A 25,897-nucleotide genomic window follows, 5' to 3' on the forward strand; every position below is an offset into this window, starting at 1 on the left:
TTAGCCGAACTCACGCAGGCGATGCATCAGCTTCATCATCGGCGACATGTCGTTAACCTGACGATCCTTCTCACCCGTCACCACTACCGTGGCGGTGGTGCCGGAAGGATAGAGATTCCCCTGCTGGTTATCGAGGCGGATACGCACGGGAACACGCTGCGCCAGGCGGACCCACTCAAGGTTGGAATCGATGGTTGCCATACCTTTGCTGTCAATGCTGCTACTGCTGTTGGTAATGCCCGCCGCAATGCTGTCGACGGTGCCATACAGTACGCGATTGCTACCCAACGGCGTGATTTCTGCACGGTAACCCGGGCGTATGCCATCAAGTTTGGTTTCTTCCATATAGGCCAGCACATAGAAGGTGTGCTGTTGCACCAGCGCCACGGCGGTCGCACCGCGGGTAATAAACTCTCCCCGGTAGACGTTAAGGTTGGTTACCCAGCCGTCAGCAGGCGCTTTGACCTCGGTACGCTCCAGATCCAGTTTTGCGGTATCGCGCGTGGCCACAGCCTTCGCCAGCTGATGCTGCGAAGTCTGGTAATCATTGTTCGCCTGGTCGACGGCTTCGCGGGACATGACGGACGCCCCCAGCCGGTTACGACGTGAGGCTTCACGGCGTTTTTCGCTCACCAGCGCCTGATAATAGGCTACGTCAGCTTCCGCCTGCGCCAGCGCCTGGCGATAACGGGGCTGATCGACCACAAACAGCACCTGATCTTTTTTTACCAGTTGATTATCGTGCACGCGTACATCGGTAATCAGCCCGCTGACATCCGGCGAGATCGCCACAATATCAGCCGTAAATTTAGCGTCACGCGTCCAGGGCGATTCGGTATAAAACACCCAGACGCGGAAAATAACGATGACGGCGACCATCACCAGAATAAGGGTGATGGCGTACCGGGAAATTTTTCTAGTTAGCGCTTTCACTATGACCTCAGACAAACAATCGGGAAACCAGATAGAACAGGCAGCAGTACAGTGCTGTATTAAAAAGGGCAGGATGCCAGACCAGGTCATAGATTCCGGTAGGCGTAATCAGCCTGCGCACCAGCCAGAACAGCATCAATGACACAATAATTTCAAAGAAGATGGGCGGAAAAGAAAGCCCAAATATTACGATAACCGGAAGCACACTCATCTCTTATCCTTGTCAGTCTTACCGGGCTCACCTTTTGCCACCAAAAAGCCGCCATCCTGCTCAGGCGATGGCTGTTTTATGGGCTGATGATGACAGGTTGACGCCTGGAGCAGTCAGACGATCGTTCGCGGCCTACAGTGAATAATAGCGTATTCAGGCACGGACTCTCAGGCGAGTGAGTTACGGAAAGGTAACCCGGCAGTGCTATAGTAACGTGGTTGACTATATCTTTACACCCAAACGTGATCTAAATCACTTTTAAGCCAGGCTTAATAATGGAAAGACTTAAAGGCATGTCCGTCTTCGCCCGGGTGGTGGAACTGGGTTCATTTACCGCAGCGGCCCACCGGATGGGGATGAGCGTTTCTGCCGTCAGCCAGACGGTGGCCAGGCTTGAAGATGAACTCCAGGTGAAACTGCTTAACCGCAGCACGCGCAGTATTGGCCTGACCGAAGCAGGAAAAATTTATTTTCAGGGCTGCCGCCGGATGATGGCGGAGGCGCAGCAGGTTCATGAACAGCTCTATGCATTTAACAATACGCCGGTTGGCACGCTGCGTATCGGCAGCTCTTCAACGATGGCGCAGAATGTTCTGGCGACAATGACCGCGGAAATGCTGAAAGAGTATCCGGGTCTGACGGTAAACCTGGTCACCGGCAGCCCGGCGCCGGATTTGATCGCCGACGGGCTGGATCTGGTGATTCGGGTCGGGGCATTGCAGGACTCCAGCCTCTTTTCCCGCCGGCTCGGCTCGATGCCGATGGTCGTCTGCGCGGCGAAAAGCTATCTGGCACAGCAGGGTACGCCAGAAAAGCCGTCAGATATCAGTAAATTTTGCTGGCTGCAGTACAGCGTCAGACCCGATAACGATTTTGAACTGACCGCGCCGGAAGGCATCTCTACCCGGCTCTCGCCGCAGGGGCGCTTCGCCACCAACGATTCGCAGACGCTGATTCGCTGGCTGGTGGCCGGCACCGGCATCGCTTACCTGCCGCTGATGTGGGTCATTGATGAAATTAACGCAGGCCAGGTAGAGATCCTGTTTACCCGCTATCAGTCCGATCCGCGCCCGGTCTATGCGGTTTACACCCAGAAAGATAAGCTGCCGCTGAAAGTGCAGGTCTGTCTTAACTACCTGACGGACTATTTTGACCGGGTGGGGGAAATCTATAAGGAATTTCGCCGGGAGTAGCGGCGGCTATTTAAGACGGGAGTCAGAGGTGGGAACGGTTTTGCCCTTCCCCTCACCGGCAGATTGCACCGCCAGTGAGGGAAAGAAAATCCGGTACAATCAGGCAGTGCCACCAACGGTCAGTTTATCCAGCTTCAGCGTCGGCTGTCCCACGCCAACCGGCAGGCTCTGTCCCTCTTTGCCGCAGACGCCGACGCCTTTATCCAGCGCCAGGTCGTTACCCACCATTGAGATCTGCTGCATCGCCTCAATACCGGAGCCAATCAGCGTAGCGCCTTTTACCGGTTTGGTGACTTTGCCATTCTCGATCAGATAGGCTTCTGACGTTGAGAAAACAAATTTCCCTGAGGTAATGTCCACCTGGCCACCGCCGAAGTTCGGCGCATAAAGACCATACTCAACGCTTTCAATAATATCCTGTGGCGTTGACTGGCCGCCGAGCATATAGGTGTTTGTCATGCGCGGCATCGGCAGGTGCGCGTAGGATTCACGGCGTCCGTTACCGGTGGGCTTAACGCCCATCAGACGGGCATTCAGCTTGTCCTGCATGTATCCCTTCAGAACACCCTTTTCAATCAGCACGTTGTACTGACCCGGCACGCCTTCATCATCCACTGCCAGCGAGCCACGCAGCCCTTCCAGCGTACCATCGTCCACCACGGTACAGAGTTCCGAAGCGACCAGCTGTCCCATCTGTCCACTGAAAACGGAGGTGCCGCGACGGTTAAAATCGCCCTCCAGGCCGTGCCCAACCGCTTCATGCAGCAGCACGCCTGGCCAGCCCGCGCCCAGAACCACCGGAAGCGTTCCGGCCGGTGCAGCAACGGCGCTGAGGTTGACCAGCGCCATGCGCACAGCTTCACGCGCCCAGGCTTCCGCACGCATCTCGCCCGACTCATCAGCCAGGAAGAATTCGTAGCCGAAACGGCCGCCGCCGCCGCTGGCACCCCGCTCACGCTTACCGTTCTCTTCAACCTGCACGCTGACGGAAAGACGCACCAGCGGGCGGACATCGGTTGCCAGCGTGCCGTCGGTCGCCGCCACCAGGATCAATTCATAGACGCCGCTCAGGCTGGCGCTGACTTCCTGCACCCGTTTGTCAGCGGCCCGCGCCGCGCTGTCCACGCGATGCAGCAGGGCAATCTTCTCTTCACGCGTCAGGCTTTGCAGCGGATCAAGCGCCGGATAAAGGGAACGGTGATCCACCGCGCCCAGGGTATGGGCGTGGCCGTTCCCCTGTTCGCGCACGATGCTTCGGGCTGCGGTAGCGCTCTGGGTCAGGGCGTTAAGGGTAATCTGGTCGGCGTAGGCAAATCCGGTTTTTTCGCCGCTGACGGCGCGCACGCCCACGCCCTGATCGATATTCCAGGAGCCATCTTTAATAATCCGGTCTTCCAGCACCCAGGATTCGTGGAAGCTGGACTGAAAATAGAGATCGGCATAATCCAGCTTACGTTCGGACAGCTGACCAAGCAGGGAGAAAAGATCCTGCTGACGAATATTATTAGCAGTCAGTAACTGCTCACTTACCAGATTCAGACTCATGAATTCTCGCTCTGTTGGGAGGAGCCAGTCACTGCTGGCGTCGCATTGCTATAGCCTGAGGCAATTCCCCGGTCACGTCAAATTCACTTCTCGCGCTTTTCGCGAGGCTTGCGTAGCACTTCATCAATCTCAGGATGATCGAGCGGCCCGGAGATACGGTAGCGCAGCAGCGAAATTTTATTCCAGAGAGGCCCCAGTACCTTGCTGGCGGCAAAGACCGCAGCCCCGACCACAGGATTAACCGCAAACGCCGTCGCCACACCAACCGTTGCCGAGAGCGCGGGCGCAACGGTCGCTTCGATGTCAACCTGGCGTTTGACCAGATCCATCTTACCCTTCATGGTTATGTCAGCTTCCAGCCCATCCACCAGCAGATTGTCCGTGCGCATAATGCCTTTTTCGATCCAGGCAGTGCCGGTAATGGAGTCGAAGTAAAAGCCCTGACTGAAGGTATCGCTGAAGTCGAGCCGGAGTTTACGCAGCAGCGCATCGAAGCTCACCAGGCGCAGTAACTGTCCCGCCCGCCCGGTATTAACGTCGGCGATATGCCCGCTGCCGAATGCGGTCTTCAGGACGCCGCTAAGCGTTTCTTCCGAAGGCTGCCACGGTGCAGACTGCCAGTGAAGATCGTAATCCACCTTAAAAGAGGCATCGCGGAGCGGCGTGCTGAGGCCGAACCACCCGGCGGCATCGCTGACACTTTTGCCGCTCAGGACGCCTTTAAGCGCCGTCCGCTGGGCGTCCGGGCGGTTCACCCACTCACCATCAAGGGTAAGACGCGCACTGCCGGTATCTATCAGGCCATTTTCTAACTTCAGCGTATCGCTGGCAGGCGTCAGATTGGCGCTTATCCGGCCAAACTTCTGCCCGCGAAGCCAGCATTCGTCACAGAGCAGATTAAGGGCTGGCCAGCCGCTGAAGTCGATGCTGGTGGCTTCAGCCGGTAAAGGCAGGGCGTCCTTAGCGGATGGCCACTGCGGGTTGTAATAAAGGTACTTAAAGTGGGCCGCCCATGGCGAACGGCGCGGCAGCGTCAGCGTGCCGTCGATTTCTCTCCCTTTCAGCCGGATGTTCGTCTCACCAGACATCGCCTGGCTGAGCGTTGCGTCCAGATCGCGCCACTGTTGTCCTCCGAGCGTTAGCGCCGGGGTACGGACCCTGAGAGTGCCGGGGATAAATGCTTTGCCGCTTTCCAGCTGTCCGCTGCCGCTCCCTTCACCGGCGCTGAATAAGCCCAGCAGAGCTTCTCCGTCTATCGGGGGCAGATTGAGTATCATCCCGCTTTCATCCGGCAAAGGCGGCGTCTGCTTAGCGTCGTTTTCCCAGATACCGCGATCGATTCTCAACTGTTTACCCAGCAGCCAGCGGCTGTTGAAGCGGTGGGTTTTCGCCAGCGCACCGCTCAGCGTAAAGGCGTCCAGGTCTCCTTTAACAGAAGCCCGGATTGGTAAAGAGGCTCCCTGATTTTTACCTAATGGAGAGGGTAAGCGACTACTTACATTTTTCAGATCGCCGTCCAGATCAACCTGATAATTTGCGCCGCCCTCAGGGGGAAGCGCAATGCTGACGTGGCTTTGCCAGCTTGCGCTGCCGTCCAGCTTCGCCCGCACCGCCGCAGGAATCACGGGCATGGCTGCCGGCCGCCAGTTTCCTTTGATATCAACGCCAATCTGATAGTTCTTCACTTCCTCTTTGGTATTGAAGCTGACATCGATGGGTTGACCGAACCAGCTGGCGCTGAGCGGCCCGCTTTGCAGATCACCATTATCGTAGGTGAAGCGGCCATTCAGATTCTGGAGGGTACTTTCCAGCGGCTTGATGAACAGCGAATTGTTATGGAGGTTAACATCACCCGTCGCCCGTACCTGCTCACCGTCCAGCGGGATATTAAGATGTAAGTGACCACCCACATCGCCGCCAATCTGTAGCTGCTCCAGCGCGGCGCCAAGCGACGATTTCAGCGGGGTCTGGTTGAAATAGTCCGCCACCTCATGACCCGCACCGCGCACATCACCATCGACGATCAGCTTTTCTTTCAGGTAGTCAGGAATGGCCACCGAAATATCCCGGCCTTGCACCTTGCCCAGCTTCGCATCATCCGTTTTCATCCAGAGGCCGTCGTTGATAAAGTTCAGGTTAATGTCGAAGTTTTCAATCGCCGGCCAGCCGGGCTGAAACTGATAGGTTGCCTGCTTCAGCGGCACCCAGACCTGAAACATGCCATCGTTGTGTTTAAACGGGAAAAGCTGAGGATTTCCGGCAAAAAGCAGGGTGGCATCCCTGACCTGGCCGCCTTTGATTGCGCCGCTCAGGTAATCCACCAGCGAGGTGCCCATCAGAGGTTCGGGGAAATAGCGCCAGGCATCACCCGCATCGGTGACGTTAATACCCGCGAGAATATCAAGCCGCGGCGCCTCTCCTTCCTTCTGAGTCCAGTTGAAATCGCCCTTTGCCCGTAAAGAGCGTGCCTTAACGTCCAGCTGCTCGCCGCTCAGATTCAGGCGCCCCTCTGCGTTTTGCCAGCGAATAGCGCCGCTGGCCTGCTGGATTTCCAGCGGCGCGCGAAACATGCTGCCATACGGCAGGCTGGCATCATTGAGATTGAAATCGAGGCGGCCATCGGCAGCACCGCCGGAAAGCGAACCGCTAAAGTGCTGCATACCCGGCAGCACTTCCCAGTGCTTCCAGCTTATATCTTTCCAGCGCGCGTGAAAGCGACTGAGCGCCGGCTGACCGAGCGGAACGTCCACCGCCAGCGCTTCCAGCCGCCCTCCAGGCTGTAAGGCGCGCCAGTTATCCAGCAGTTCCGGGCTGAGTTTGGCGAAAAGCGGGATCAGCGGGTCGAGGCGTTCAATATCCAGATTCGTGGCGCGAACGCGCACCTCTTCCGCGCCCGGCGTCCCCTTGCCGGGCAGCCACAGCAGGGAAAACTGCCCATCGGGCCAGGCGTGGCCGTCGGTGACCAGGTTAGTTTGCGGCAGGTGAATGCGCCAGCCCTGCTGGTAGCGGGCTACGTGGGCGGTGACGTTATCCACGGCCAGCGTATGCGTCTGCCGGTCTCCCTGCCAACTTGCGCCGCCCTTTTTCAGCAGAATATCGCCATCGTGGATCTGACCTTCTTTCAGGCTCATCCAGGCCGCCAGGCTGAAACGGGCGCGTTCGAGGCTGGTATTGTCACGCATCCACTGGCCCAGCCAGGGGCGCACGTCCACATCATCGGCCTGCATCCAGACCCGACCGGTGTCGAGATAGCCGTTGCTGTCGCTTAAATCCAGACGAACCTGCACCTCGCCATGCTGTCCCGTCAGGCTGGATAGATTGACTACGCCCTCGGCTCGGTGGCGGGTTTCCTCATTCAGCCAGGTCAGCTGCGGGATAGCCAGCAGGCTACGCTGTCCCGAAGGCGTCAAAAAGCGGATCTGGCTGTCGCGCAAATCGAAATGATCAAACTGACGGAGGAAGAGATCGCTGAACTGGCCTGGTTCAAGCTGCACTTTATTGCCTTCACCCGAGATGAGCGGCGTCGTTGTCAGCAGGTCAAGCTGGTAAAAGGTGAGATCGCGGAACTGCCAGCGCCAGTGAAGCAGCGACTGCCAGATATCCAGCGCCAGTGAAATGCGACCGACTTTTAACGCCCCTTTATCCTTCAGATCGACGGCCAGATCGTTAATCTCCAGCACCGGACCGAAATTTTCCCAGCGGCCATGCAGCGCGCTGGCCCGGATCGGGACGCCCGACGAAGCGGAGATTTGCTGAAGCAGAGGTTCGCGCCAGCTATTCATATGCGGCATTACCAGACGCAGCCCGCTGACCAGTAGCGCAATAATGACCACAGTTATTGCGCCAGCCAGCAGCAGAACCCTTGGCAGTTGCCTCACTTCCCTCTCCTTGTTATCCGCCGGGGGCGGAAGTTGCATGCCAGATTACATCATGACCACGTCGAACTGCTCCTGAGTATAGAGCGGTTCAATTTGCACTTTCACCTGCTTGCCGACGAATATTTCGACCTCGGCCAGCGCATGAGACTCCTCGGTCTTCAGCGCTTCGCCGACAGCAGGAGAAACATAGACCAGGAAGCGGTCTGAGTCATAGGCGTGATGAACGCGGACAATCTCGCGCATAATCTCATAGCAGACCGTCTCCACCGTTTTCAGCGTACCCCGTCCCTTGCAGACCGGGCAGTTATGGCAAAGCACATGCTCAATACTTTCCCGCGTACGCTTACGCGTCATCTCCACAAGGCCGAGCTGGGAGAAACCGTTGATATTGGTTTTCACGCGATCCTTGCTCAACGCCTGGTCTAACGAATGCAGTACGCGGCGGCGATGCTCTTCATTACTCATATCAATAAAATCGATAATGATGATGCCGCCCAGATTGCGCAGCCTGAGCTGCCGGGCGATGGCCTGCGTGGCTTCGATATTGGTATTGAAGATAGTTTCGTCCAGGTTACGATGCCCCACGAAGGCGCCAGTATTGATATCAATAGTGGTCATGGCCTCCGTCTGATCGATGATCAGGTAGCCGCCGGACTTCAGCTCAACCTTACGATCGAGCGAACGCTGAATTTCATTTTCCACGTCGAAGAGATCAAAAATGGGCTGCTTGCCGGTATAGAGTTCCAGCTTAGCGGTCATTTCCGGGATATATTCGGCGGTGAACTCAAGCAGCTGCTCAAAGCTCTGCCGCGAGTCGATCCTGACCCGGTCAAGCGCCGCCCCCGCGAAGTCCCGCAGTATACGCTGCGACAGCGCCACCTCGCCGTAGAGGCGGCAGCGGGTCTGGTTGCGCTTTTTACGCTCAATCACCTTTGTCCAGAGCCTTTTGAGGAAGGCGGCATCGGAAGCCAGCTCCACCTCACCCACGCCTTCCGCAGCCGTACGGATAATGTAGCCGCCCAGCTCATCGCAGTAGGAAGAGACTACCTTTTTCAGACGGTCGCGCTCCGCTTCGCTTTCAATACGCTGCGAAACGCCCACGTGTGACGCTCCCGGCATAAACACCAGGTAGCGCGATGGCAGCGTGATATCCGTCGTCAGGCGTGCGCCTTTGGTGCCCAGCGGATCTTTCACCACCTGCACCATCAGATCCTGACCCTGGCGGACCAGCTCCGAGATATCCCGGACGATGAAGTTTTTCTTTTCATCCCGCGCGACGCATTCGGTGTGCGGCATGATATCCGAGGCGTGCAGAAAGGCCGCCTTTTCCAGGCCGATATCAACGAAAGCGGCCTGCATGCCCGGCAGCACCCGACTGACACGGCCTTTATAAATGTTGCCGACGATGCCACGGCGCGCTTCGCGCTCAATATGGATCTCCTGAAGAATACCGCCGACAATATAGGCCACGCGCGTTTCGGAGGGGGTGATATTAACCAGCAGTTCAGCCGTCATGTTGATTTCTCACCTCACGCAGTGATTCGAAGTGGCTGAGTAGCTCGGCGGTTTCCACCAGTGGCAAACCGACAACGGCGTGATAGCTGCCGTTGATTTTGCGGACGAAGTTTCCACCCAGTCCCTGAATGCCGTAGCTGCCAGCTTTATCTAACGGTTCACCGCTGGCAACGTAAGCGGCAATGTCCTCAGCGGTCAGTGAGCGAAATGTCACTTCAGTGATGGTCAGGCACTCCAGCTGCTGATGGCGATCGGCCAGCGCAACGGCGGTCATTACCCGATGGGTTTGCCCGGAAAGTTTAGCAAGCATTGCCGCCGCCGCCGCTTCGTCAGCGGGCTTCTCCAGCACTTCATTATTCAGCACGACGATGGTATCCGCGCCCAGAACCGGCAAATCACGTTCCGCTACCGCCACGCCAGCCTGCGCTTTTTCGCGTGCAAGGCGGCGAACGTAGGCCTCAGCCTCTTCGTCCGGCTGCTTTTGCTCTTCAATCTGAGTGGATAAACGTTCGAAACGCAGGCCAAGCTGCGTCAGTAATTCACGGCGGCGGGGAGAACCAGAGGCCAGATAAAGGGATACCATAATCATCCTTATTGTACGGCAAACTGGCGACGTATTTTTCTCATCAGCAAGAAGAGCCAGGGCCAGAGAATACCGTCTATGACGCTACTCCAGAAAATTTCAGGGCGGAATGAAACATCTATTACTAAAAATTCAGCCCAGAATACGATGACGTCCATGGCCAGAGAGAGCACCATCACCATCAGCGCCTGCTGCCAGAGCGCGAGATTGCGAAACAGCTGGAATTTAAACGCCACCAGATAAGCGACGATGCTGAGGGCCAGGGCCCGGACGCCCAGCGTCGAGCCCGAAATCAGATCCATTATAGATCCCATTACAAAGCCCGTGCCGACATTCACCCGGTGAGGGAGCGCCAGCGTCCAGTAAATCAGTATCAGCAGCAGCCAGGAGGGGCGGAACATAAAGAGCTGTTCCGGCCAGGGCATGATTTGCAAAATCAGAGCGACCAGAAACGAAAGCCAGATGACCCAGCGTCCGTGGCTGCGATAGCTACTCAAGGCTGGCCTCCAGACGGAGATAGCGCGGGTGCGTTCTGGACCGGCTGACCGGCTGACGGCGCGCTGCCGTTACCCGGCAACGATGACGGCGCGGGTGGGCCCATCAGTTCACCAGCGGCTGGCAGCACCTGTGGCATCATCTGCATCAGGCGCTCATTAGCGACGCGGTGCACCTCACCCGGCGCCATCGGCATCAGGCCATTACGATCGGCGCCCCACAGCAGCAGCAGGTAACGCAGGCGCTGAAGGCCAGCGGTGGGGCGTGCCTGGATCACGGTATAGGCCCGCTGCGTATCCAGCTTGACGGAGGTGACCACGCCTACCGGGTAACCTTCAGGGAAGCGGCCGCCGAGGCCGGAGGTGACCAGCACGTCGCCCGAGCGGATATCGGTATTGCCCGGTAAATGTTCCAGCTGCAGATCTTCCGCACAGCCGTTACCAGCGGCAATGACGCGGATATCATTTCTTAATACCTGGATAGGCAACGCATGAGAGGAGTCGCAAATCAGCATCACGCGGCTGGTGATTTTTCCGACGGCGACTACCTGGCCAACCACGCCTTTATCGCTGATCACCGGCTGGCCTTCGTACACGCCGCTCAGGCTGCCTTTATCAATCACAACCTGATCGGTATAAGGATCGGTTCCCGTTGAAATGACCTGGGTAACCATTTTCTGCTCATCCTGACGCAGCGGCGAGCCAAGAAGCTCGCGCAGGCGGGCGTTCTCCTGCCTGAACTGGCCCAGCATCAGCAGTTCGCTGTTTTTCAGTATCAGTTCACGATGAAGAGCGGTATTTTCCCGCGCCAGCTGCTGGCGGGAGGCGAGCGTTTCAGACACGCTGTCCAGAATTTGACGTGGCCCGTTGGCCAGAAAATAGAATGGGCTGACCGCCGTATCCATATAGGTGCGAATTTTGGTGAAAGCGCCCATCCGGCTATCGGCAACGATGACGCCTATTGCCACAATAACCGCTAAAAATAAGCGTAACTGCAGGGAGGGACCCCTGCTGAAGATTGGCTTCATAAACTCGGCGTTATCCTCGACATCATGAACAGGAGCGCAGCGTTCCCCGCGCTCCCTGGCAAATTATTCTTCGCTGAACAAATCGCCGCCGTGCATGTCGATCATTTCCAACGCTTTACCGCCTCCGCGAGCCACGCAGGTCAGCGGATCTTCGGCGACCACAACCGGAATGCCGGTTTCTTCCATCAGCAGGCGATCGAGGTTGCGCAGCAGAGCGCCACCGCCGGTCAGTACCATACCGCGTTCAGAGATATCCGATGCCAGTTCAGGCGGACACTGCTCAAGGGCAACCATCACCGCGCTGACGATGCCGGTCAGCGGCTCCTGAAGCGCTTCCAGAATTTCATTCGAATTCAGGGTAAAGCCGCGAGGCACGCCTTCAGCCAGGTTACGACCACGCACTTCAATTTCGCGCACTTCGTCGCCCGGATACGCGGAGCCGATTTCATGCTTGATGCGCTCAGCGGTCGCTTCACCAATCAGAGAACCGTAGTTACGGCGCACATAATTAATGATGGCTTCATCGAAACGGTCACCGCCAATACGCACGGAGGAGGAGTAAACCACCCCATTCAGAGAGATCACCGCCACTTCCGTTGTGCCGCCACCGATATCAACGACCATCGAGCCCGTCGCTTCGGAAACCGGTAAACCAGCGCCAATAGCCGCCGCCATCGGTTCCTCGATCAGGAACACTTCGCGAGCGCCTGCGCCCTGTGCGGACTCACGAATGGCACGTCGTTCAACCTGGGTGGCGCCAACCGGTACGCAGACCAGCACGCGCGGGCTTGGCCGCATGAAACTGTTGCTGTGAACCTGCTTGATAAAATGCTGAAGCATTTTTTCAGTGACGAAGAAATCGGCGATCACGCCATCTTTCATCGGACGAATGGCGGCGATATTCCCTGGGGTACGTCCCAGCATCTGTTTTGCATCATGACCGACGGCCGCTACGCTCTTTGGGGAACCGGCACGATCCTGACGAATGGCAACCACAGAAGGCTCATTCAGAACGATGCCCTGCCCTTTCACGTAAATCAGGGTATTGGCTGTACCCAGGTCGATGGACAAGTCGTTGGAAAACATGCCACGAAATTTTTTAAACATACTAAAGGATAATCCTGCAAGCTGGGGGCGGAATTTAAAAATCCGCTTACTTTACCAACCACGCGAAGCAGCGACAAGGCGCAAAAACGTTCTACTCCGGTGAAAAAACACGCCATTTTATGCCCGTCTCCTCCATCCTTCCATCTGCGTCGGGCAAAAAGCCCGAATTCAGGCTCTGCGCCGTCAATTCAGGACGGAAACGCGAAAATAGCGCACATTAAATTTTACATTTTAAGGGGCCCCTGGCGCACAGAGACAACCTTAGCCGGCACCACAGCCGCGCGGCCATTCTACGTCAAATATGGCTTAACGGCAGATTAAACTCGATATCTTTGTGAATATTTTTTCACGTTACTGCTTAGCGGTTCGGAGGGGGCAAAAAAATCGCCCTGCCCCCCTTTTACGCCCAGCTCGGTCAGCGTTTGCCACTCGGCTCGTGTACGGACGCCGGCGGCAAAAATGCGCGTTGCGCTATTTTTACCGCTCTCAATAAGACTTTGCACAAAAAGCTGATTTTCCATACGGCGATCGATATGACGTACCAGCCCAGGGTGGAGTTTTATCAGCTCCACGTCAAACTGTTTGATATAAGCTGCACTAACAACCGTCAACCCCGCCTCAATGATGGCAATCCGGCAGCCAAACCCCTTCATTAAACGGAAGGCACTGCTTAAACGGTTGTTGTGTTGACAAACATCTGCTTCCGCAAGTTCAAATAAAATATGTTTTCTTTGCAATTTAGTGCATTGCAGTAGCGTATCGCGTAGCCAGAGTTGAAATGGGCGATGCAGAAGAGAATCGACGGTTAGCGGTATTGCGAGGGTTTCTTCCGGCCAGAGCGGCAACAGCGTGATGATACGGGCCACCAGCTGGCGATCGTAGCTTTCGGCCATCCCTAACTGCTGTACCAGCGGCATGTATTCCGCCGCCAGCAGCTCTTTATTCCCGTCGTAAATCCTCGGCATCAACTCGCGATGGTCCACCCGGCCTTCACCATTAACCGCAGGTTTTTGATAAAGACGAGGCCCGCCGCGGCTAAGGGTATTCTCAAGCAGCGTTCGCCACATGACGCTGCCGCGCACAAAATCCTGCTGAGGCACCTCGGCCACCGACCAGTTATTACCGCCCTGAAGCGCGGCATGACGGGTGGCAAGCTCGACGCTTTCCATCACCTGCTGCGTAGTTTGCCCACTGTGCCACGCGCTGATGCCGATGTGTATCATATCCTCCCGATCCAGCATCCGCGTGGGCGGTAGCGCATCAACAGCTTTGATCAGCTGGGAGGCGATGCTGTCGGCATCCTTCAGGCTACGGTGAGGAAGAAGAACGGCAAAATCGCTGCGAAAATAGCGCGCCAGTAACGCCCCCGGGTAACGCAGCACGAAAGTCGAGAGCAGATTGACCATCGCGAAAAGGTACTCGCGCGTCTGGCCGTGACCCCAGCTTTCTCTCAACGTATCGAAATCCGGCAGGCGGATCATCATCACCATGCCGTGCGCGCTGCCCGCCTCCGACTCCGACTCCTCCAGCATGGTTGTTAACTGGTTATCGAAGAACATCCGGTTGTTCAAGCCGGTTTTGGCATCCTGAGCCGCAAAAGTACGGATGAGCGTATCAATACGATTACGCTGTTCGCCCGCCTCACTGAGATCTGCCAGCAGCAGATCGATGGCGCTGCTGACCCGGGGCGGCCATTCATGCACCGAGCCCTGCTTCACCTTCCCCCGCTCACCTTTTAATATCTCGCCCGCACGTCGCTCCAGGCGCTCCATTCCCTGCATCTGCCGGTAGAGCCAGCGATGCGTCAGCAGCAGCGCCACTATCATGATCGCGACGACGGAGATAATAACCGACAGGGTAAATACCCCGATAAATGAGCCGAGCCAGGTTTTGGCCGAATCCACCCACAGAATTCGCAGACTGAAGCCGGGATGACTGGGCAGCGCTATCAGGGTTTGCCGATAGCGGTTCGGTTCATCGTCCAGCACGGCCTTTTGATAATGCCGCAGGTTAAAATGGGTCCGATCGTTCTCAAGAAGTTCTGTCCGGGCAATTTGCAGCGGCCCCATCATCTGCCGGATCCAGGGGATCATCTGTTCGGGCGTCTGAGAGGCCAGCGCGCTGTCCACCTCTTCGGACATCAGTTCGAGGCGAGACTCTGTTTGCTCCTGGTTAAGATAAAAAAAACTCAGCCCGCAGCCCACCAGCATCAGTAACATCGCCAGCGCGCTGAGTAGCGTGATAATCGCAAAAAGTTTGGTGGTTAATCGCATCCATGTGCCCATTTTACCGCGTTGATGTAGCGCCTTTAACGTTCTCTATCCTACTGTTACCCAGCACGATAGTGGAAAAATGACAGGCCTGATTATGCCAGCGGAGGAAAATACCACATCCCGTTCCGCTTTTTTTTGCCTGATATCAGAATAGTGAGCTTTGTCAGGCGTACAGTTGTCTCAGGCTTTATTTTTTCTTACAGATGCTAATTTCAGGAGATTCTTATGCAGGCACTCGTTCTTGAACAGTCAGAAGGCAAAACCGTCGCCGCCGTAAAAAATCTGCCGCCGGAGGCGCTGCCCGCCGGTGAAGTGACGGTGGATATCGACTGGTCAGGCCTGAACTATAAAGATGCGCTCGCCATTACCGGCAAAGGCAAAATTATCCGCCAGTTTCCGATGGTGCCCGGCATCGACTTTGCCGGCAAAGTGCACCACAGCGAAGATCCCCGCTTTCATGTCGGCCAGGCCGTGGTGCTGACCGGCTGGGGCGTGGGCGAAAATCACTGGGGCGGCCTGGCGGAACAGGCCAGGGTAAAAGGTGACTGGCTGGTCGCGATGCCGGAAGGACTAGATGGCCGCAGAGCGATGATTATCGGCACCGCAGGCCTGACCGCCATGCTTTGCGTTATGGCTCTTGAAGAAGGCGGCATTACGCCTGACCAGGGTGAAATTGTTGTCACGGGCGCCAGTGGCGGCGTGGGCAGTACGGCGGTGGCGCTGCTCAGTGCGCTGGGCTATACGGTAGTCGCCGTTAGCGGACGTCAATCCACGCATGACTATTTACGTCAGTTAGGTGCGGGGGAGATTCTGTCTCGTGATGACTTCAGCGCCGATGCCCGTCCGCTGGAGAAACAGCGCTGGGCCGGCGCCATTGATACCGTAGGCGATAAGGTGCTGGCGAGCGTGCTGGCGCAGATGAACTACGGCGGCGTGGTGGCTGCCTGTGGCCTGGCGGGCGGTTTTGCCCTGCCAACCACGGTAATGCCTTTTATTCTGCGTAACGTACGTCTTCAGGGCGTGGATTCCGTCAGCGCGCCTGCGGCCCGCCGCGTGGAAGCATGGAAAAGGCTGGTTAAAGGGCTGCCTGCCGCTTTTTATCAGCATGCTACCCGTGAAATTACGCTTCAGGAAGCGCCGGCGGGGGCGAATAAGCTGCTTAATAATGAAATAACGGGACGAACGCTGGTAAAAATTCGCTGACGCGTCCGCCCCCTTTCCCGCCGGAAAGGGGGATTTACCAGGAAATTTCACATTTTCCGCCATCCGCTCGCCGAATGCAGACTCTTTGTTCATGCTAAAAGCTGAAGAGAAAACCGCCTGTGGAGGCTTGCCAGATGAAACACGTCGATAAACTCACCGAAAATGATGTGACTCCCGAAAGCGTTTTTAACGCGCGGCGCCGCCAACTGTTACAAACGCTGGGGATAGGTGCGGCTGCGCTGTCGCTGCCCGCCGTTTCTCACGCCGACGTGCTTTCCTGGTTTAAGGGTAACGATCGCCCGAAGGCCCCCGCAGGGAAACCACTCGACTTCAGTAAACCGCCTCAGTACCAGGCCGACCTGCCGCTGACCCCTGAGGATAAAGTTACCGGTTACAATAATTTCTATGAGTTCGGCCTGGATAAAGCCGATCCGGCGGCAAATGCCGGTACGCTGCAAACCACCGACTGGAAAATTGAGATTGGCGGCGAGGTGGCGAAGCCGCTGAAGCTGAACATGGATGATATTTATAAGCGTTTCCCGCTGGAGCAGCGCATTTACCGTATGCGTTGTGTGGAGGCCTGGTCAATGGTTGTCCCGTGGATTGGCTTTGAGCTGGGCAAACTGCTGAAGGCGGCTGAGCCAACCAGCAATGCCCGCTACGTGGCCTTCCAGACGCTCTATGCCCCTGAACAGATGCCGGGCCAGAAAGACAGATTTATCGGGGGCGGCCTTGATTATCCCTATGTCGAAGGCCTGCGCCTGGATGAGGCGATGCATCCACTGACGCTATTGACCACAGGTGTCTATGGGAAGGCGCTTCCACCACAGAACGGTGCCCCAATCCGACTGACCGTGCCCTGGAAATATGGCTTTAAAAACATTAAATCGATCGTGAAAATCACGCTGATGAAAGATATGCCGCCCACGACCTGGAATCAGTTAGCCCCCAACGAGTACGGCTTCTACGGCAACGTGAATCCACATGTCGATCATCCCCGCTGGTCGCAGGCTACCGAGCGTTTTATTGGCTCTGGGGGCATTCTGGACGTCAACCGTCAGCCCACGCTTTTGTTTAATGGCTATGCCGATCGGGTCGCGTCACTCTATCGTGGCCTCGATTTGAGGGAGAACTTCTGATGGTTCGTCTGTCAGTCAGGCAAATTTCCGTGCTGAAGGTGCTGCTGCATCTGGCCGGCTTTTTGCCGCTGCTCTGGCTGCTGCTGTCGGTCAATCAGGGCTGGTTCAGTGCCGATCCGGCAAAGGATATTCAGCATTTTACCGGCAGGATGGCACTTAAGTTTCTGCTGGGTACGCTACTGGTCACGCCGGTTGCACGCTACGGTAAGCAGCCTCTGCTGATCCGCGTTCGTCGTTTGCTGGGCCTCTGGTGTTTTGCCTGGGCAACCTTACATCTGGTCAGCTATTCCGTGCTGGAATTAGGCATCAATAATCTCAGCCTGCTGGGATCGGAACTGATCTCACGCCCTTATCTGACGCTGGGCATTATCAGCTGGATCATCCTGCTGGCGCTGGCCGTCACGTCGTTTCAGAAGGCGCAGCGTAAGCTGGGTAAGCGCTGGCAAACGCTGCACAACGCCGTCTATCTGGTGGTCATTCTGGCACCTGTTCATTATTTATGGTCGGTAAAAACCCTGTCGCCCCAGCCGGTTTTATATGCGCTGGCGGCCGCAATTCTGCTGGCGTGGCGCTATAAGAAGTTTCGTCAGTGGCTGCGCTGAATTACCGCCAGATTGTGTTCTGTCCCGCATATCCTGCATTTAATCGCGTCTCTATCACGGGACGCGATTGATTAACTTCGCTGATACGACCAGTATTTAGCTGCGAATTGCCCCGAAATGGTTATAATGCCCGACTTCAAACCTGCGCCCGGGCCAAAATTCACCATGAAAGGTGACAAATGGCTTTTGCCCATGTATTTTGTGCGATGCCTTATTTATCGCAGGAGATAGCAGCAAGATGGCTGATAAGTTTCATATACTGCTCTTAAACGGACCTAACCTGAACCTGCTTGGCACACGCGAGCCGGAGAAGTACGGTAGGACAACGTTAGCAGATATCGTTAGCACCCTGACATCGCAGGCTGACGAGTTGAACGTGAAACTGAGTCATCTTCAGTCTAATGCGGAGCATGTCCTTATTGACCGCATTCATGAGGCAAGAGGCAATGTGGATTACATCGTCATCAATCCGGCCGCTTTCACGCATACCAGCGTGGCCATTCGTGATGCCCTGCTTGCGGTAAGCATCCCGTTTATCGAAGTGCACTTGTCAAACGTGCACGCTCGTGAGCCTTTTCGCCATCACTCTTATCTTTCTGATATTGCGGCTGGCGTAATTTGTGGGCTTGGCGACGACGGCTATACCTGGGCTTTACAGACGGCCGTAAAACGCCTGTCACAATCTAATTAACGAGAGTACGGAACCACATTTATGGATATTCGTAAGATTAAAAAACTGATCGAACTGGTTGAAGAATCAGGCATCGCTGAACTGGAAATTTCTGAAGGTGAAGAGTCTGTTCGCATCAGTCGTGCACCGGTAAATACCGGCTATCCGATGATGCAGCAGGCTTACTCTGCGCCAATGATGCAGCAGCCTGCACTGGCCGCCGCCGTTGCCCCAGCGGCGCCGGCGATGGAAGCCCCCGTAAGTGCTGAGATCAGTGGACATATCGTACGTTCACCTATGGTCGGTACCTTCTACCGCACCCCAAGCCCGGACGCAAAAGCGTTTGTGGAAGTGGGACAGAAAGTTAACGCAGGTGACACCCTGTGCATCGTTGAAGCGATGAAAATGATGAACCAGATCGAAGCGGATAAATCCGGCGTAGTGAAAGCGATTCTGGTCGAAAGCGGCCAACCCGTTGAATTTGACGAGCCGCTGGTAGTCATCGAATAACGAGGGCGAACCATGCTGGATAAAATTGTAATAGCAAACCGCGGCGAAATTGCGCTGCGTATTCTGCGCGCCTGTAAAGAGCTGGGGATTAAAACCGTAGCCGTACACTCAAGCGCGGATCGTGATTTGAAACATGTGCTGCTGGCTGATGAAACTGTCTGTATCGGCCCTGCGCAGTCGGTAAAAAGCTATCTGAATATTCCTGCGCTGATCTCCGCTGCTGAGATCACCGGAGCGGTCGCCATTCACCCAGGCTACGGCTTCCTGTCAGAGAATGCAGACTTTGCCGAACAGGTTGAACGCTCAGGCTTTATCTTTATCGGCCCGAAAGCGGAAACCATTCGCCTGATGGGGGATAAAGTCTCCGCCATTAACGCAATGAAAAAAACCGGCGTTCCAACCGTACCCGGCTCTGATGGCTCGCTGACGGATGACATGGAGAAGAACCGTGCCTTTGCCGAGCGTATCGGTTATCCGGTGATCATCAAAGCCTCCGGCGGCGGCGGCGGTCGCGGCATGCGCGTGGTGCGCGGCGATAAAGATCTGGAACAATCCATCAATATGACCCGTGCGGAAGCGAAAGCCGCTTTCAATAACGATATGGTCTATATGGAGAAGTATCTCGAAAACCCACGCCACATCGAAATTCAGGTGCTGGCTGACGGCCAGGGCAACGCCATCTACCTTGCCGAACGCGACTGCTCTATGCAGCGTCGTCACCAGAAAGTGGTGGAAGAGGCACCTGCACCGGGGATCACGCCGGAAATGCGTCGCTTCATCGGCGAGCGCTGCGCTAAAGCCTGTATCGATATCGGCTACCGTGGCGCAGGGACCTTCGAATTCCTGTTTGAGAACGGCGAGTTCTATTTCATTGAAATGAACACCCGTATCCAGGTTGAACACCCGGTTACCGAGATGATCACCGGCGTGGACCTGATCAAAGAGCAGCTGCGTATCGCTGCCGGTCAGCCACTGTCAATCAAGCAGGAAGACGTGGAGATCCGTGGCCATGCGGTCGAGTGCCGTATTAACGCCGAAGATCCTAATACCTTCCTGCCGAGCCCGGGCAAGATCACCCGCTTCCATGCACCAGGCGGTTTTGGCGTGCGCTGGGAATCGCATATTTATGCGGGCTATACCGTTCCGCCATATTATGACTCCATGATCGGCAAGCTGATCACCTACGGTGAGACGCGTGATGTGGCTATCGCCCGTATGAAAAACGCGCTGGCTGAGCTGATCATTGACGGCATCAAGGTGAACGTCGAGCTTCAGATGAAGATCATGTCGGACGAAAACTTCCAGCAGGGTGGCACTAACATCCACTATCTGGAGAAAAAACTCGGCCTTCAGGAAACCTGATTTGCCTGACGTTTTGCCAAAAAGGCCGGTCTGACCGGCCTTTTTCTTTATGAATTTTGGGGCGAGGATTAGAGATGGACAAACGTTTTGTTCAGGCTCATCGGGAGGCGCGCTGGGCGTTCTGGCTGGCAGTCGCCTATCTTACCGCGTGGTCGCTGATGGCCTGGCTCTCAGACGCTAAACAAGGTGTAACGGGGCTGCCTCACTGGTTCGAAATGGCCTGCCTGCTTGTGCCCGCGCTGTTCATTTTTTTATGCTGGCTGATGATCCGGCTGGTATTCCGCGATATCCCGCTGGAGGACAAGCGTGAAACTTGAAATCATCCTGCCTCTGGCAGGCTATCTGTTGCTGGTGGCGGCCCTCTCCGTCTATGCGATGCGTAAACGCCGCACCGGCAATTTTCTCAGCGAATATTTCCTCGGCAGCCGCTCTATGGGCGGCTTCGTGCTCGCAATGACCTTAGCCACGACTTACATCAGCGCCAGTTCGTTTATCGGCGGTCCGGGTGCAGCCTATAAGTATGGGCTGGGCTGGGTTCTGCTGGCGATGGTGCAGGTGCCTGCCGTCTGGCTTTCGCTGGGTATCCTTGGCAAAAAATTCGCCATCCTGGCCCGGCGCTACAATGCCGTTACGCTCAACGACATGCTCTATGCTCGCTATCGCAGTCCGCTGCTGGTCTGGTTTGCCAGCCTGAGCCTGCTGGTGGCGTTTATCGGTGCCATGACCGTTCAGTTTATTGGCGGGGCGCGACTGCTGGAAACCGCCGCCAACATTCCTTATGAGACCGGGCTGCTGATCTTTGGCGTGACCATTGCGCTCTATACCGCATTTGGGGGCTTTCGCGCCAGCGTGCTCAACGATGCGATGCAGGGCCTGGTCATGCTTATCGGCACCTTTATGCTGCTGTTCGCCATCATTCATGCGGCCGGCGGTATGCACAGCGCTGTCGATAAGCTTCAGCAGATCGATCCGCAGCTGGTCACGCCGGGCGGCGTGGATAACATCATCACCCCCACCTTCCTGGCCTCGTTTTCGATCCTTGTCTGCTTTGGGGTTATCGGCCTGCCGCACACGGCGGTACGCTGCATCTCCTATAAAAACAGTAAGGCCGTACACGGCGGTATGCTGATTGGCACGCTTGTGGTGACGCTGTTGACCTTAGGCATGCATCTGGCAGGCGCGCTGGGCCGGGCGGTGCTCCCCGATATGACGATCCCCGATCGGGTGATCCCGACGCTGATGATCCAGGTTTTACCGCCGCTGGCCGCCGGGATCTTTCTCGCTGCGCCGATGGCTGCCATTATGTCGACGATCAATGCACAGCTATTGCAATCCTCCGCCACGATCGTCAAAGATCTCTACCTGCGGATACGACCTCAGCAGATGCACAATGAGCCGCTGCTGAAGAAAATGTCCGGCTTAATTACGCTGGTACTTGGCCTTCTGCTGCTGCTGGCCGCCTGGCATCCACCAGAAATGATTATCTGGCTTAACCTGCTGGCGTTTGGCGGGCTGGAGGCCGTTTTCCTCTGGCCGCTGGTGCTGGGCCTGTACTGGGAGAAAGCCAATGCCGCCGGTGCGCTGAGCAGTATGTTCGCAGGCGCAGGCAGTTACACCTTACTTGCCAGTCTGTCCCTCCAGCCGTGGGGATATCATCCGATTGTACCGGCGCTGACGCTCAGTCTGATCGCCTTTATTATCGGTAACCGTTTTGGCTCTTCCGCTGAACAATCAGCGTCAGCCTCCACCCTGTTTGATTAAAGAGAGTTGCAATGCCCTGGATACAAATGAAGATCAATACCACTGGCGCTCAGGCTGAAGATCTGGGCGATGCGCTGATGGAAAACGGGGCTGTTTCGGTCACGTTTCAGGATACCCATGATAATCCGGTATTTGAGCCGCTGCCTGGCGAAACCCGCCTCTGGGGTGATACGGATGTTATCGGCCTCTTTGATGCCGAAACGGAGATGCATGAGGTGATCGCTGGCCTGGAACCGCATCCGCTTCTTGGCCCGGGCTTTCCACACAAAATTGAGCAGATTGAAGATAAGGACTGGGAGCGCGAGTGGATGGACAATTTCCACCCGATGCGTTTTGGACAGCGACTGTGGATCTGCCCCAGCTGGCGCGATGTGCCCGACCCTGACGCCGTCAACGTTATGCTCGATCCCGGTCTGGCATTCGGTACCGGCACCCACCCGACGACCGCACTCTGCCTGGCCTGGCTGGACGGCCTGGATCTGGCTGGCAAAACCGTGATCGATTTTGGTTGCGGCTCCGGCATCCTGGCGATTGCGGCGCTGAAACTGGGCGCGGCCAGTGCTATCGGTATTGATATCGATCCTCAGGCGATTCAGGCCAGCCGGGCTAACGCCGAACGTAACGGCGTTTCCGAACGTCTCTCACTTTTCCTGCCGCAAGAGCAGCCAGCAGACCTGAGCGCAGATGTGGTTGTCGCTAACATTCTTGCCGGTCCTTTGCGCGAACTGGCGCCGCTCATCAGCGTATTGCCGGTGACAGGCGGCCATCTGGGCCTGTCGGGCGTCCTGGCAAGTCAGGCCGCCAGCGTTTGTGAAGCTTACGAAGAGAAGTTTGCCCTCGATCCCGTGGCGGAGAAAGAAGAGTGGTGCCGTATCACGGGCGTCCGCCGCTGAAATCCGCTGCTCCAGGGAAGGAGCAGATGATTTTCCGGCATAATACCATTACCATTAGCAGGCCTATACGTTAGGGAACCGGCCTTCATCTGGAAGCCGGTAATTTCAGGACATAATGGATTATGAAAATCAATAAGTTAGCTCTGCTTTTTGTCGCCATCACCGCGTTACCTGCCTGGGCGGCGCCGGATATTCACTGGTCGTATGAAGGCAGCAATGCGCCTGAGCACTGGGGTGAATTATCACCAGAGTTTCAAACCTGTAATAAGGGTCAGTATCAGTCTCCAATAGATATTCACCGGGTTATCGACGGAAAATTACCTCCACTACAGTTCAACTTTCACACCGATACCAAAACTATTGTCAATAATGGTCATACCATTCAGGTGACGGTAAAAGACAGCGATGATTTTTCGCTGGATGATGATACGTTCGTGCTCAAACAGTTCCACTTTCATACTCCCAGTGAAAACCATCTTTTCGGCAAAGCTTTTCCGATGGAGGCTCATTTCGTCCATACTAACAAGGAAGGTGAGCTGGCAGTATTAGCCGTCATGTTTGAGCGGGGGGCGGAAAACAAAGCGCTGGATCCGATTATCGCTTCTATACCTGCCAGCCTCGACAGCGTTGAGGTAATGAAGCAAAGCGGTGATATGGCGTCGCTCTTCCCTGCCGATAAGCACTACTACCGCTTCAGCGGGTCGCTGACCACGCCTCCCTGCACGGAGGGGGTTCGCTGGCTGATAATGAAATATCCTGCGACGCTTTCCGATAAGCAGCTGAAAGCGTTTGAGCACGCATTAAAACACTCCAATAACCGGCCGGTGCAACATTTGAACGGACGCATTATCGTTGATTAAGCTGGATGAGCAAAAATTAAGCGGCGCCAGCGGTCTGACGGGCGGCGTTTCGACGGTACTTATCGCGTTTTCAGCATAAAGTTCCGTTATTTATAGGGCAAAGTCGGTCACAAAAAAAGAAAAATTCTTGTACAGGATTTCGCCAAACATCTTCAACCGGCTGTAATATAAAGATATTTATTTTTATGGCCGGTTGCGTCAGCCAGGCTGACGCTTTCCAGGCATAAGTTGTTCAAAGTTTGTCCTTTCATCTTACGAAAAAAATGCGTAATATACGCCGCCTTGCGGACACACTATGGTCACTTTTTTTTCATGCGCATAGGAAACCACCAGCTTCGCAATCGTCTGATTGCAGCGCCCATGGCCGGAATTACCGACAGGCCCTTCCGGACTCTTTGTTATGCAATGGGGGCTGGTATGACCGTATCTGAGATGCTGTCGTCTAACCCTGAAGTCTGGGCTACCGACAAATCCCGGCTGCGTATGGTTCATGGCGACGAGCCTGGTATTCGTACCGTGCAAATCGCGGGTTGTGACCCTGAGGAGATGGCCGCTGCAGCGCGCATTAATGCTGCATCTGGCGCGCAGGTCATCGATATCAACATGGGATGCCCTGCCAAAAAAGTGAATCGTAAGATGGCGGGCTCGGCCCTGCTGCAACATCCGGCGCTGGTGATGTCTATACTCTCTGCCGTGGTGAATGCCGTAGACGTGCCCGTTACGCTGAAGATTCGCACCGGCTGGGATGCGGATAACCGCAACTGTGTAGAAATTGCCCAATTGGCTGAGCGCTGTGGCATTCAGGCCCTGACCATTCACGGACGCACACGCGCGTGTTTGTTCAACGGCAATGCTGAATACGACAGCATTCGGACAGTTAAGCAGAATGTCTCTATTCCCGTTATCGCGAACGGAGACATTACTGACCCGCATAAGGCCAGAGCCGTACTTGACTATACGGGGGCTGATGCCCTGATGATAGGACGTGCGGCTCAGGGAAGACCGTGGATCTTCCGGGAAATCCAGCATTATCTGGACACTGGGGAGCTGCTGGCACCGATGCCACTGGCTGAAGTAAAGCGCTTGCTCATCGGGCACCTACGGGAACTGCACGACTTTTATGGTCATCGCAAAGGATACCGTATTGCCCGGAAGCACGTCTCCTGGTATCTCCAGGAGCATGCCCCAAACGACCAGTTTCGGCGCACATTCAACGCCATTGAGGATGCCAGCGAACAGCTGGAGGCGTTGGAGGCATACTTCGAAAAACTTGCATAATAGAAATAAAGAGCTGACAGAACTATGTTCGAACAACGCGTAAATTCTGACGTACTGACCGTTTCAACCGTTAACTCCCAGGATCAGGTGACCCAAAAGCCCCTGCGTGATTCGGTCAAACAGGCACTGAAGAACTATTTTGCTCAACTGAATGGTCAGGATGTTAATGACCTGTATGAGCTGGTTTTGGCTGAAGTAGAACAGCCTCTGTTGGACATGGTGATGCAATATACCCGTGGCAACCAGACCCGTGCAGCCCTGATGATGGGTATCAACCGCGGTACGCTGCGTAAGAAACTGAAAAAATACGGCATGAACTGATTTATTTCGGCTAATGTCTGAATAAAGGCGTCTTATCCTGCGGATAAGGCGCCTTTTTCTTTTGTCTGCTCCGGCATCACACGCTTGTCTCCTTCCTGCTTATTTCATGCCCTTGCCTTTCTCCCTCACCTTATGTGTTCCTCATCGTTGATATCACCTGTCGCCTTCAGGTCCCATATGGAGGGGCACTGTGCAGTAAAACGTTGATGTGCATATAACACACGTGGTTACTGCGGGCGGACCGCGTTTTAGCGCATGTGACCAGATATTTTCTAAGCTTTTATGCAAATGGATGAAAGAGATTTGTAAACGCAATACAAGATATTAAAGGCAAAGTAACGTTCTGTTAATAAGGTTCCTAAATTGATAATTGTCAGGAAAGCGTGACGTGTTCCAGGGCATTGTTCGTGCTGTATCGAATGATGCCTTGCATCCCCTCTGAAGATTCATGGATTTCCATCTTCAGAGGGTTCTTTTTATCCGCTGTAATTCCAGGTTGCCCTTTTCCGGCAGTTAATAAGCCCCCGTAGCGTAACGG

At 55.6% G+C, this 25,897-nt stretch carries 23 protein-coding genes; 13 read left to right on the forward strand and 10 right to left on the reverse strand.

Annotation, left to right across the window (positions count from 1 at the left end):
* Together aaeA and aaeX are read right to left on the reverse strand one after the other, a co-directional pair.
* The gene (aaeA, locus tag AAH446_RS14360) at positions 1–933 is read right to left on the reverse strand and encodes a p-hydroxybenzoic acid efflux pump subunit AaeA (RefSeq protein ID WP_342907366.1); all 933 of its coding nucleotides are present in this window, start codon (positions 931–933) and stop codon (positions 1–3) included.
* 7 nt (positions 934–940) lie between these two features.
* Positions 941–1,144, reverse strand: a complete 204-nt coding sequence (aaeX, locus tag AAH446_RS14365; protein ID WP_024966634.1) for a p-hydroxybenzoic acid efflux pump operon protein AaeX — start codon at positions 1,142–1,144, stop codon at positions 941–943.
* 275 nt (positions 1,145–1,419) lie between these two features.
* Here aaeX and aaeR point away from each other — a divergent pair, with 275 nt between their 5' ends.
* On the forward strand, positions 1,420–2,337 hold the full coding sequence (aaeR, locus tag AAH446_RS14370) for an HTH-type transcriptional activator AaeR (RefSeq protein WP_342907367.1): 918 nt from the start codon (positions 1,420–1,422) through the stop codon (positions 2,335–2,337).
* A 99-nt stretch (positions 2,338–2,436) separates the two neighbouring features.
* Here aaeR and tldD read toward each other — a convergent pair whose 3' ends face one another.
* The 8 genes from tldD to csrD form a co-directional block, all read right to left on the reverse strand.
* Complete coding sequence (gene tldD / locus AAH446_RS14375; RefSeq protein WP_342907368.1) at positions 2,437–3,882, reverse strand: metalloprotease TldD; 1,446 nt, start codon at positions 3,880–3,882, stop codon at positions 2,437–2,439.
* Positions 3,883–3,965: 83 nt separating this feature from the next.
* Positions 3,966–7,760, reverse strand: coding sequence for an AsmA2 domain-containing protein YhdP (gene yhdP / locus AAH446_RS14380; protein WP_342907369.1), 3,795 nt, complete (start codon positions 7,758–7,760; stop codon positions 3,966–3,968).
* A gap of 45 nt (positions 7,761–7,805) precedes the next feature.
* Positions 7,806–9,275: a ribonuclease G gene (rng, locus tag AAH446_RS14385; RefSeq protein WP_342907370.1), complete on the reverse strand. Its 1,470-nt coding sequence runs from the start codon at positions 9,273–9,275 to the stop codon at positions 7,806–7,808.
* The gene (locus AAH446_RS14390) at positions 9,265–9,858 is read right to left on the reverse strand and encodes a Maf family protein (RefSeq protein ID WP_342907371.1); all 594 of its coding nucleotides are present in this window, start codon (positions 9,856–9,858) and stop codon (positions 9,265–9,267) included. The genes rng and AAH446_RS14390 overlap by 11 nt, the downstream gene beginning before the upstream one ends.
* 8 nt (positions 9,859–9,866) lie before the next feature.
* Positions 9,867–10,355 (reverse strand): rod shape-determining protein MreD, encoded by a 489-nt coding sequence (mreD, locus tag AAH446_RS14395; protein WP_342907372.1) that lies wholly within the window; start codon positions 10,353–10,355, stop codon positions 9,867–9,869.
* Positions 10,352–11,380, reverse strand: coding sequence for a rod shape-determining protein MreC (gene mreC, locus AAH446_RS14400; protein WP_342907373.1), 1,029 nt, complete (start codon positions 11,378–11,380; stop codon positions 10,352–10,354). The genes mreD and mreC overlap by 4 nt, the downstream gene beginning before the upstream one ends.
* A gap of 63 nt (positions 11,381–11,443) precedes the next feature.
* Positions 11,444–12,487 (reverse strand): rod shape-determining protein MreB, encoded by a 1,044-nt coding sequence (gene mreB, locus AAH446_RS14405; RefSeq protein ID WP_003855260.1) that lies wholly within the window; start codon positions 12,485–12,487, stop codon positions 11,444–11,446.
* A 317-nt stretch (positions 12,488–12,804) separates the two neighbouring features.
* Positions 12,805–14,760: an RNase E specificity factor CsrD gene (gene csrD / locus AAH446_RS14410; RefSeq protein ID WP_342907374.1), complete on the reverse strand. Its 1,956-nt coding sequence runs from the start codon at positions 14,758–14,760 to the stop codon at positions 12,805–12,807.
* A 225-nt stretch (positions 14,761–14,985) separates the two neighbouring features.
* Between csrD and acuI the strand changes: the two genes are divergently transcribed.
* From acuI to fis, 12 genes are all read left to right on the forward strand, one after another.
* The gene (gene acuI, locus AAH446_RS14415; RefSeq protein WP_342907375.1) at positions 14,986–15,963 is read left to right on the forward strand and encodes an acrylyl-CoA reductase (NADPH); all 978 of its coding nucleotides are present in this window, start codon (positions 14,986–14,988) and stop codon (positions 15,961–15,963) included.
* 134 nt (positions 15,964–16,097) lie between these two features.
* The gene (msrP, locus tag AAH446_RS14420) at positions 16,098–17,102 is read left to right on the forward strand and encodes a protein-methionine-sulfoxide reductase catalytic subunit MsrP (protein ID WP_342907376.1); all 1,005 of its coding nucleotides are present in this window, start codon (positions 16,098–16,100) and stop codon (positions 17,100–17,102) included.
* Entirely contained in the window at positions 17,102–17,704 is a 603-nt protein-coding gene (gene msrQ, locus AAH446_RS14425) for a protein-methionine-sulfoxide reductase heme-binding subunit MsrQ (RefSeq protein ID WP_342907377.1), read from the forward strand. Before msrP ends, msrQ begins: the two co-directional genes overlap by 1 nt.
* 238 nt (positions 17,705–17,942) lie before the next feature.
* Positions 17,943–18,395, forward strand: coding sequence for a type II 3-dehydroquinate dehydratase (gene aroQ / locus AAH446_RS14430; protein ID WP_342907378.1), 453 nt, complete (start codon positions 17,943–17,945; stop codon positions 18,393–18,395).
* 21 nt (positions 18,396–18,416) lie between these two features.
* Positions 18,417–18,884 (forward strand): acetyl-CoA carboxylase biotin carboxyl carrier protein, encoded by a 468-nt coding sequence (gene accB / locus AAH446_RS14435; RefSeq protein WP_342907379.1) that lies wholly within the window; start codon positions 18,417–18,419, stop codon positions 18,882–18,884.
* 12 nt (positions 18,885–18,896) lie between these two features.
* Complete coding sequence (gene accC / locus AAH446_RS14440) at positions 18,897–20,246, forward strand: acetyl-CoA carboxylase biotin carboxylase subunit (RefSeq protein ID WP_342907380.1); 1,350 nt, start codon at positions 18,897–18,899, stop codon at positions 20,244–20,246.
* A 74-nt stretch (positions 20,247–20,320) separates the two neighbouring features.
* Positions 20,321–20,563 (forward strand): YhdT family protein, encoded by a 243-nt coding sequence (locus AAH446_RS14445; protein ID WP_342907381.1) that lies wholly within the window; start codon positions 20,321–20,323, stop codon positions 20,561–20,563.
* The gene (gene panF / locus AAH446_RS14450; protein WP_342907382.1) at positions 20,553–22,007 is read left to right on the forward strand and encodes a sodium/pantothenate symporter; all 1,455 of its coding nucleotides are present in this window, start codon (positions 20,553–20,555) and stop codon (positions 22,005–22,007) included. Before AAH446_RS14445 ends, panF begins: the two co-directional genes overlap by 11 nt.
* An 11-nt stretch (positions 22,008–22,018) precedes the next feature.
* Positions 22,019–22,900 (forward strand): 50S ribosomal protein L11 methyltransferase, encoded by an 882-nt coding sequence (gene prmA, locus AAH446_RS14455; RefSeq protein ID WP_342907383.1) that lies wholly within the window; start codon positions 22,019–22,021, stop codon positions 22,898–22,900.
* A gap of 122 nt (positions 22,901–23,022) precedes the next feature.
* Entirely contained in the window at positions 23,023–23,760 is a 738-nt protein-coding gene (locus AAH446_RS14460) for a carbonic anhydrase (RefSeq protein ID WP_342907384.1), read from the forward strand.
* A gap of 312 nt (positions 23,761–24,072) precedes the next feature.
* On the forward strand, positions 24,073–25,038 hold the full coding sequence (gene dusB, locus AAH446_RS14465; RefSeq protein WP_463322819.1) for a tRNA dihydrouridine synthase DusB: 966 nt from the start codon (positions 24,073–24,075) through the stop codon (positions 25,036–25,038).
* 24 nt (positions 25,039–25,062) lie between these two features.
* On the forward strand, positions 25,063–25,359 hold the full coding sequence (gene fis, locus AAH446_RS14470; RefSeq protein WP_000462905.1) for a DNA-binding transcriptional regulator Fis: 297 nt from the start codon (positions 25,063–25,065) through the stop codon (positions 25,357–25,359).
* Positions 25,360–25,897: the final 538 nt, after the last annotated feature.

Origin of the sequence: Erwinia psychrophila, from assembly GCF_039023475.1 — a bacterium.
Taxonomy (GTDB): Bacteria; Pseudomonadota; Gammaproteobacteria; order Enterobacterales; family Enterobacteriaceae; genus Erwinia.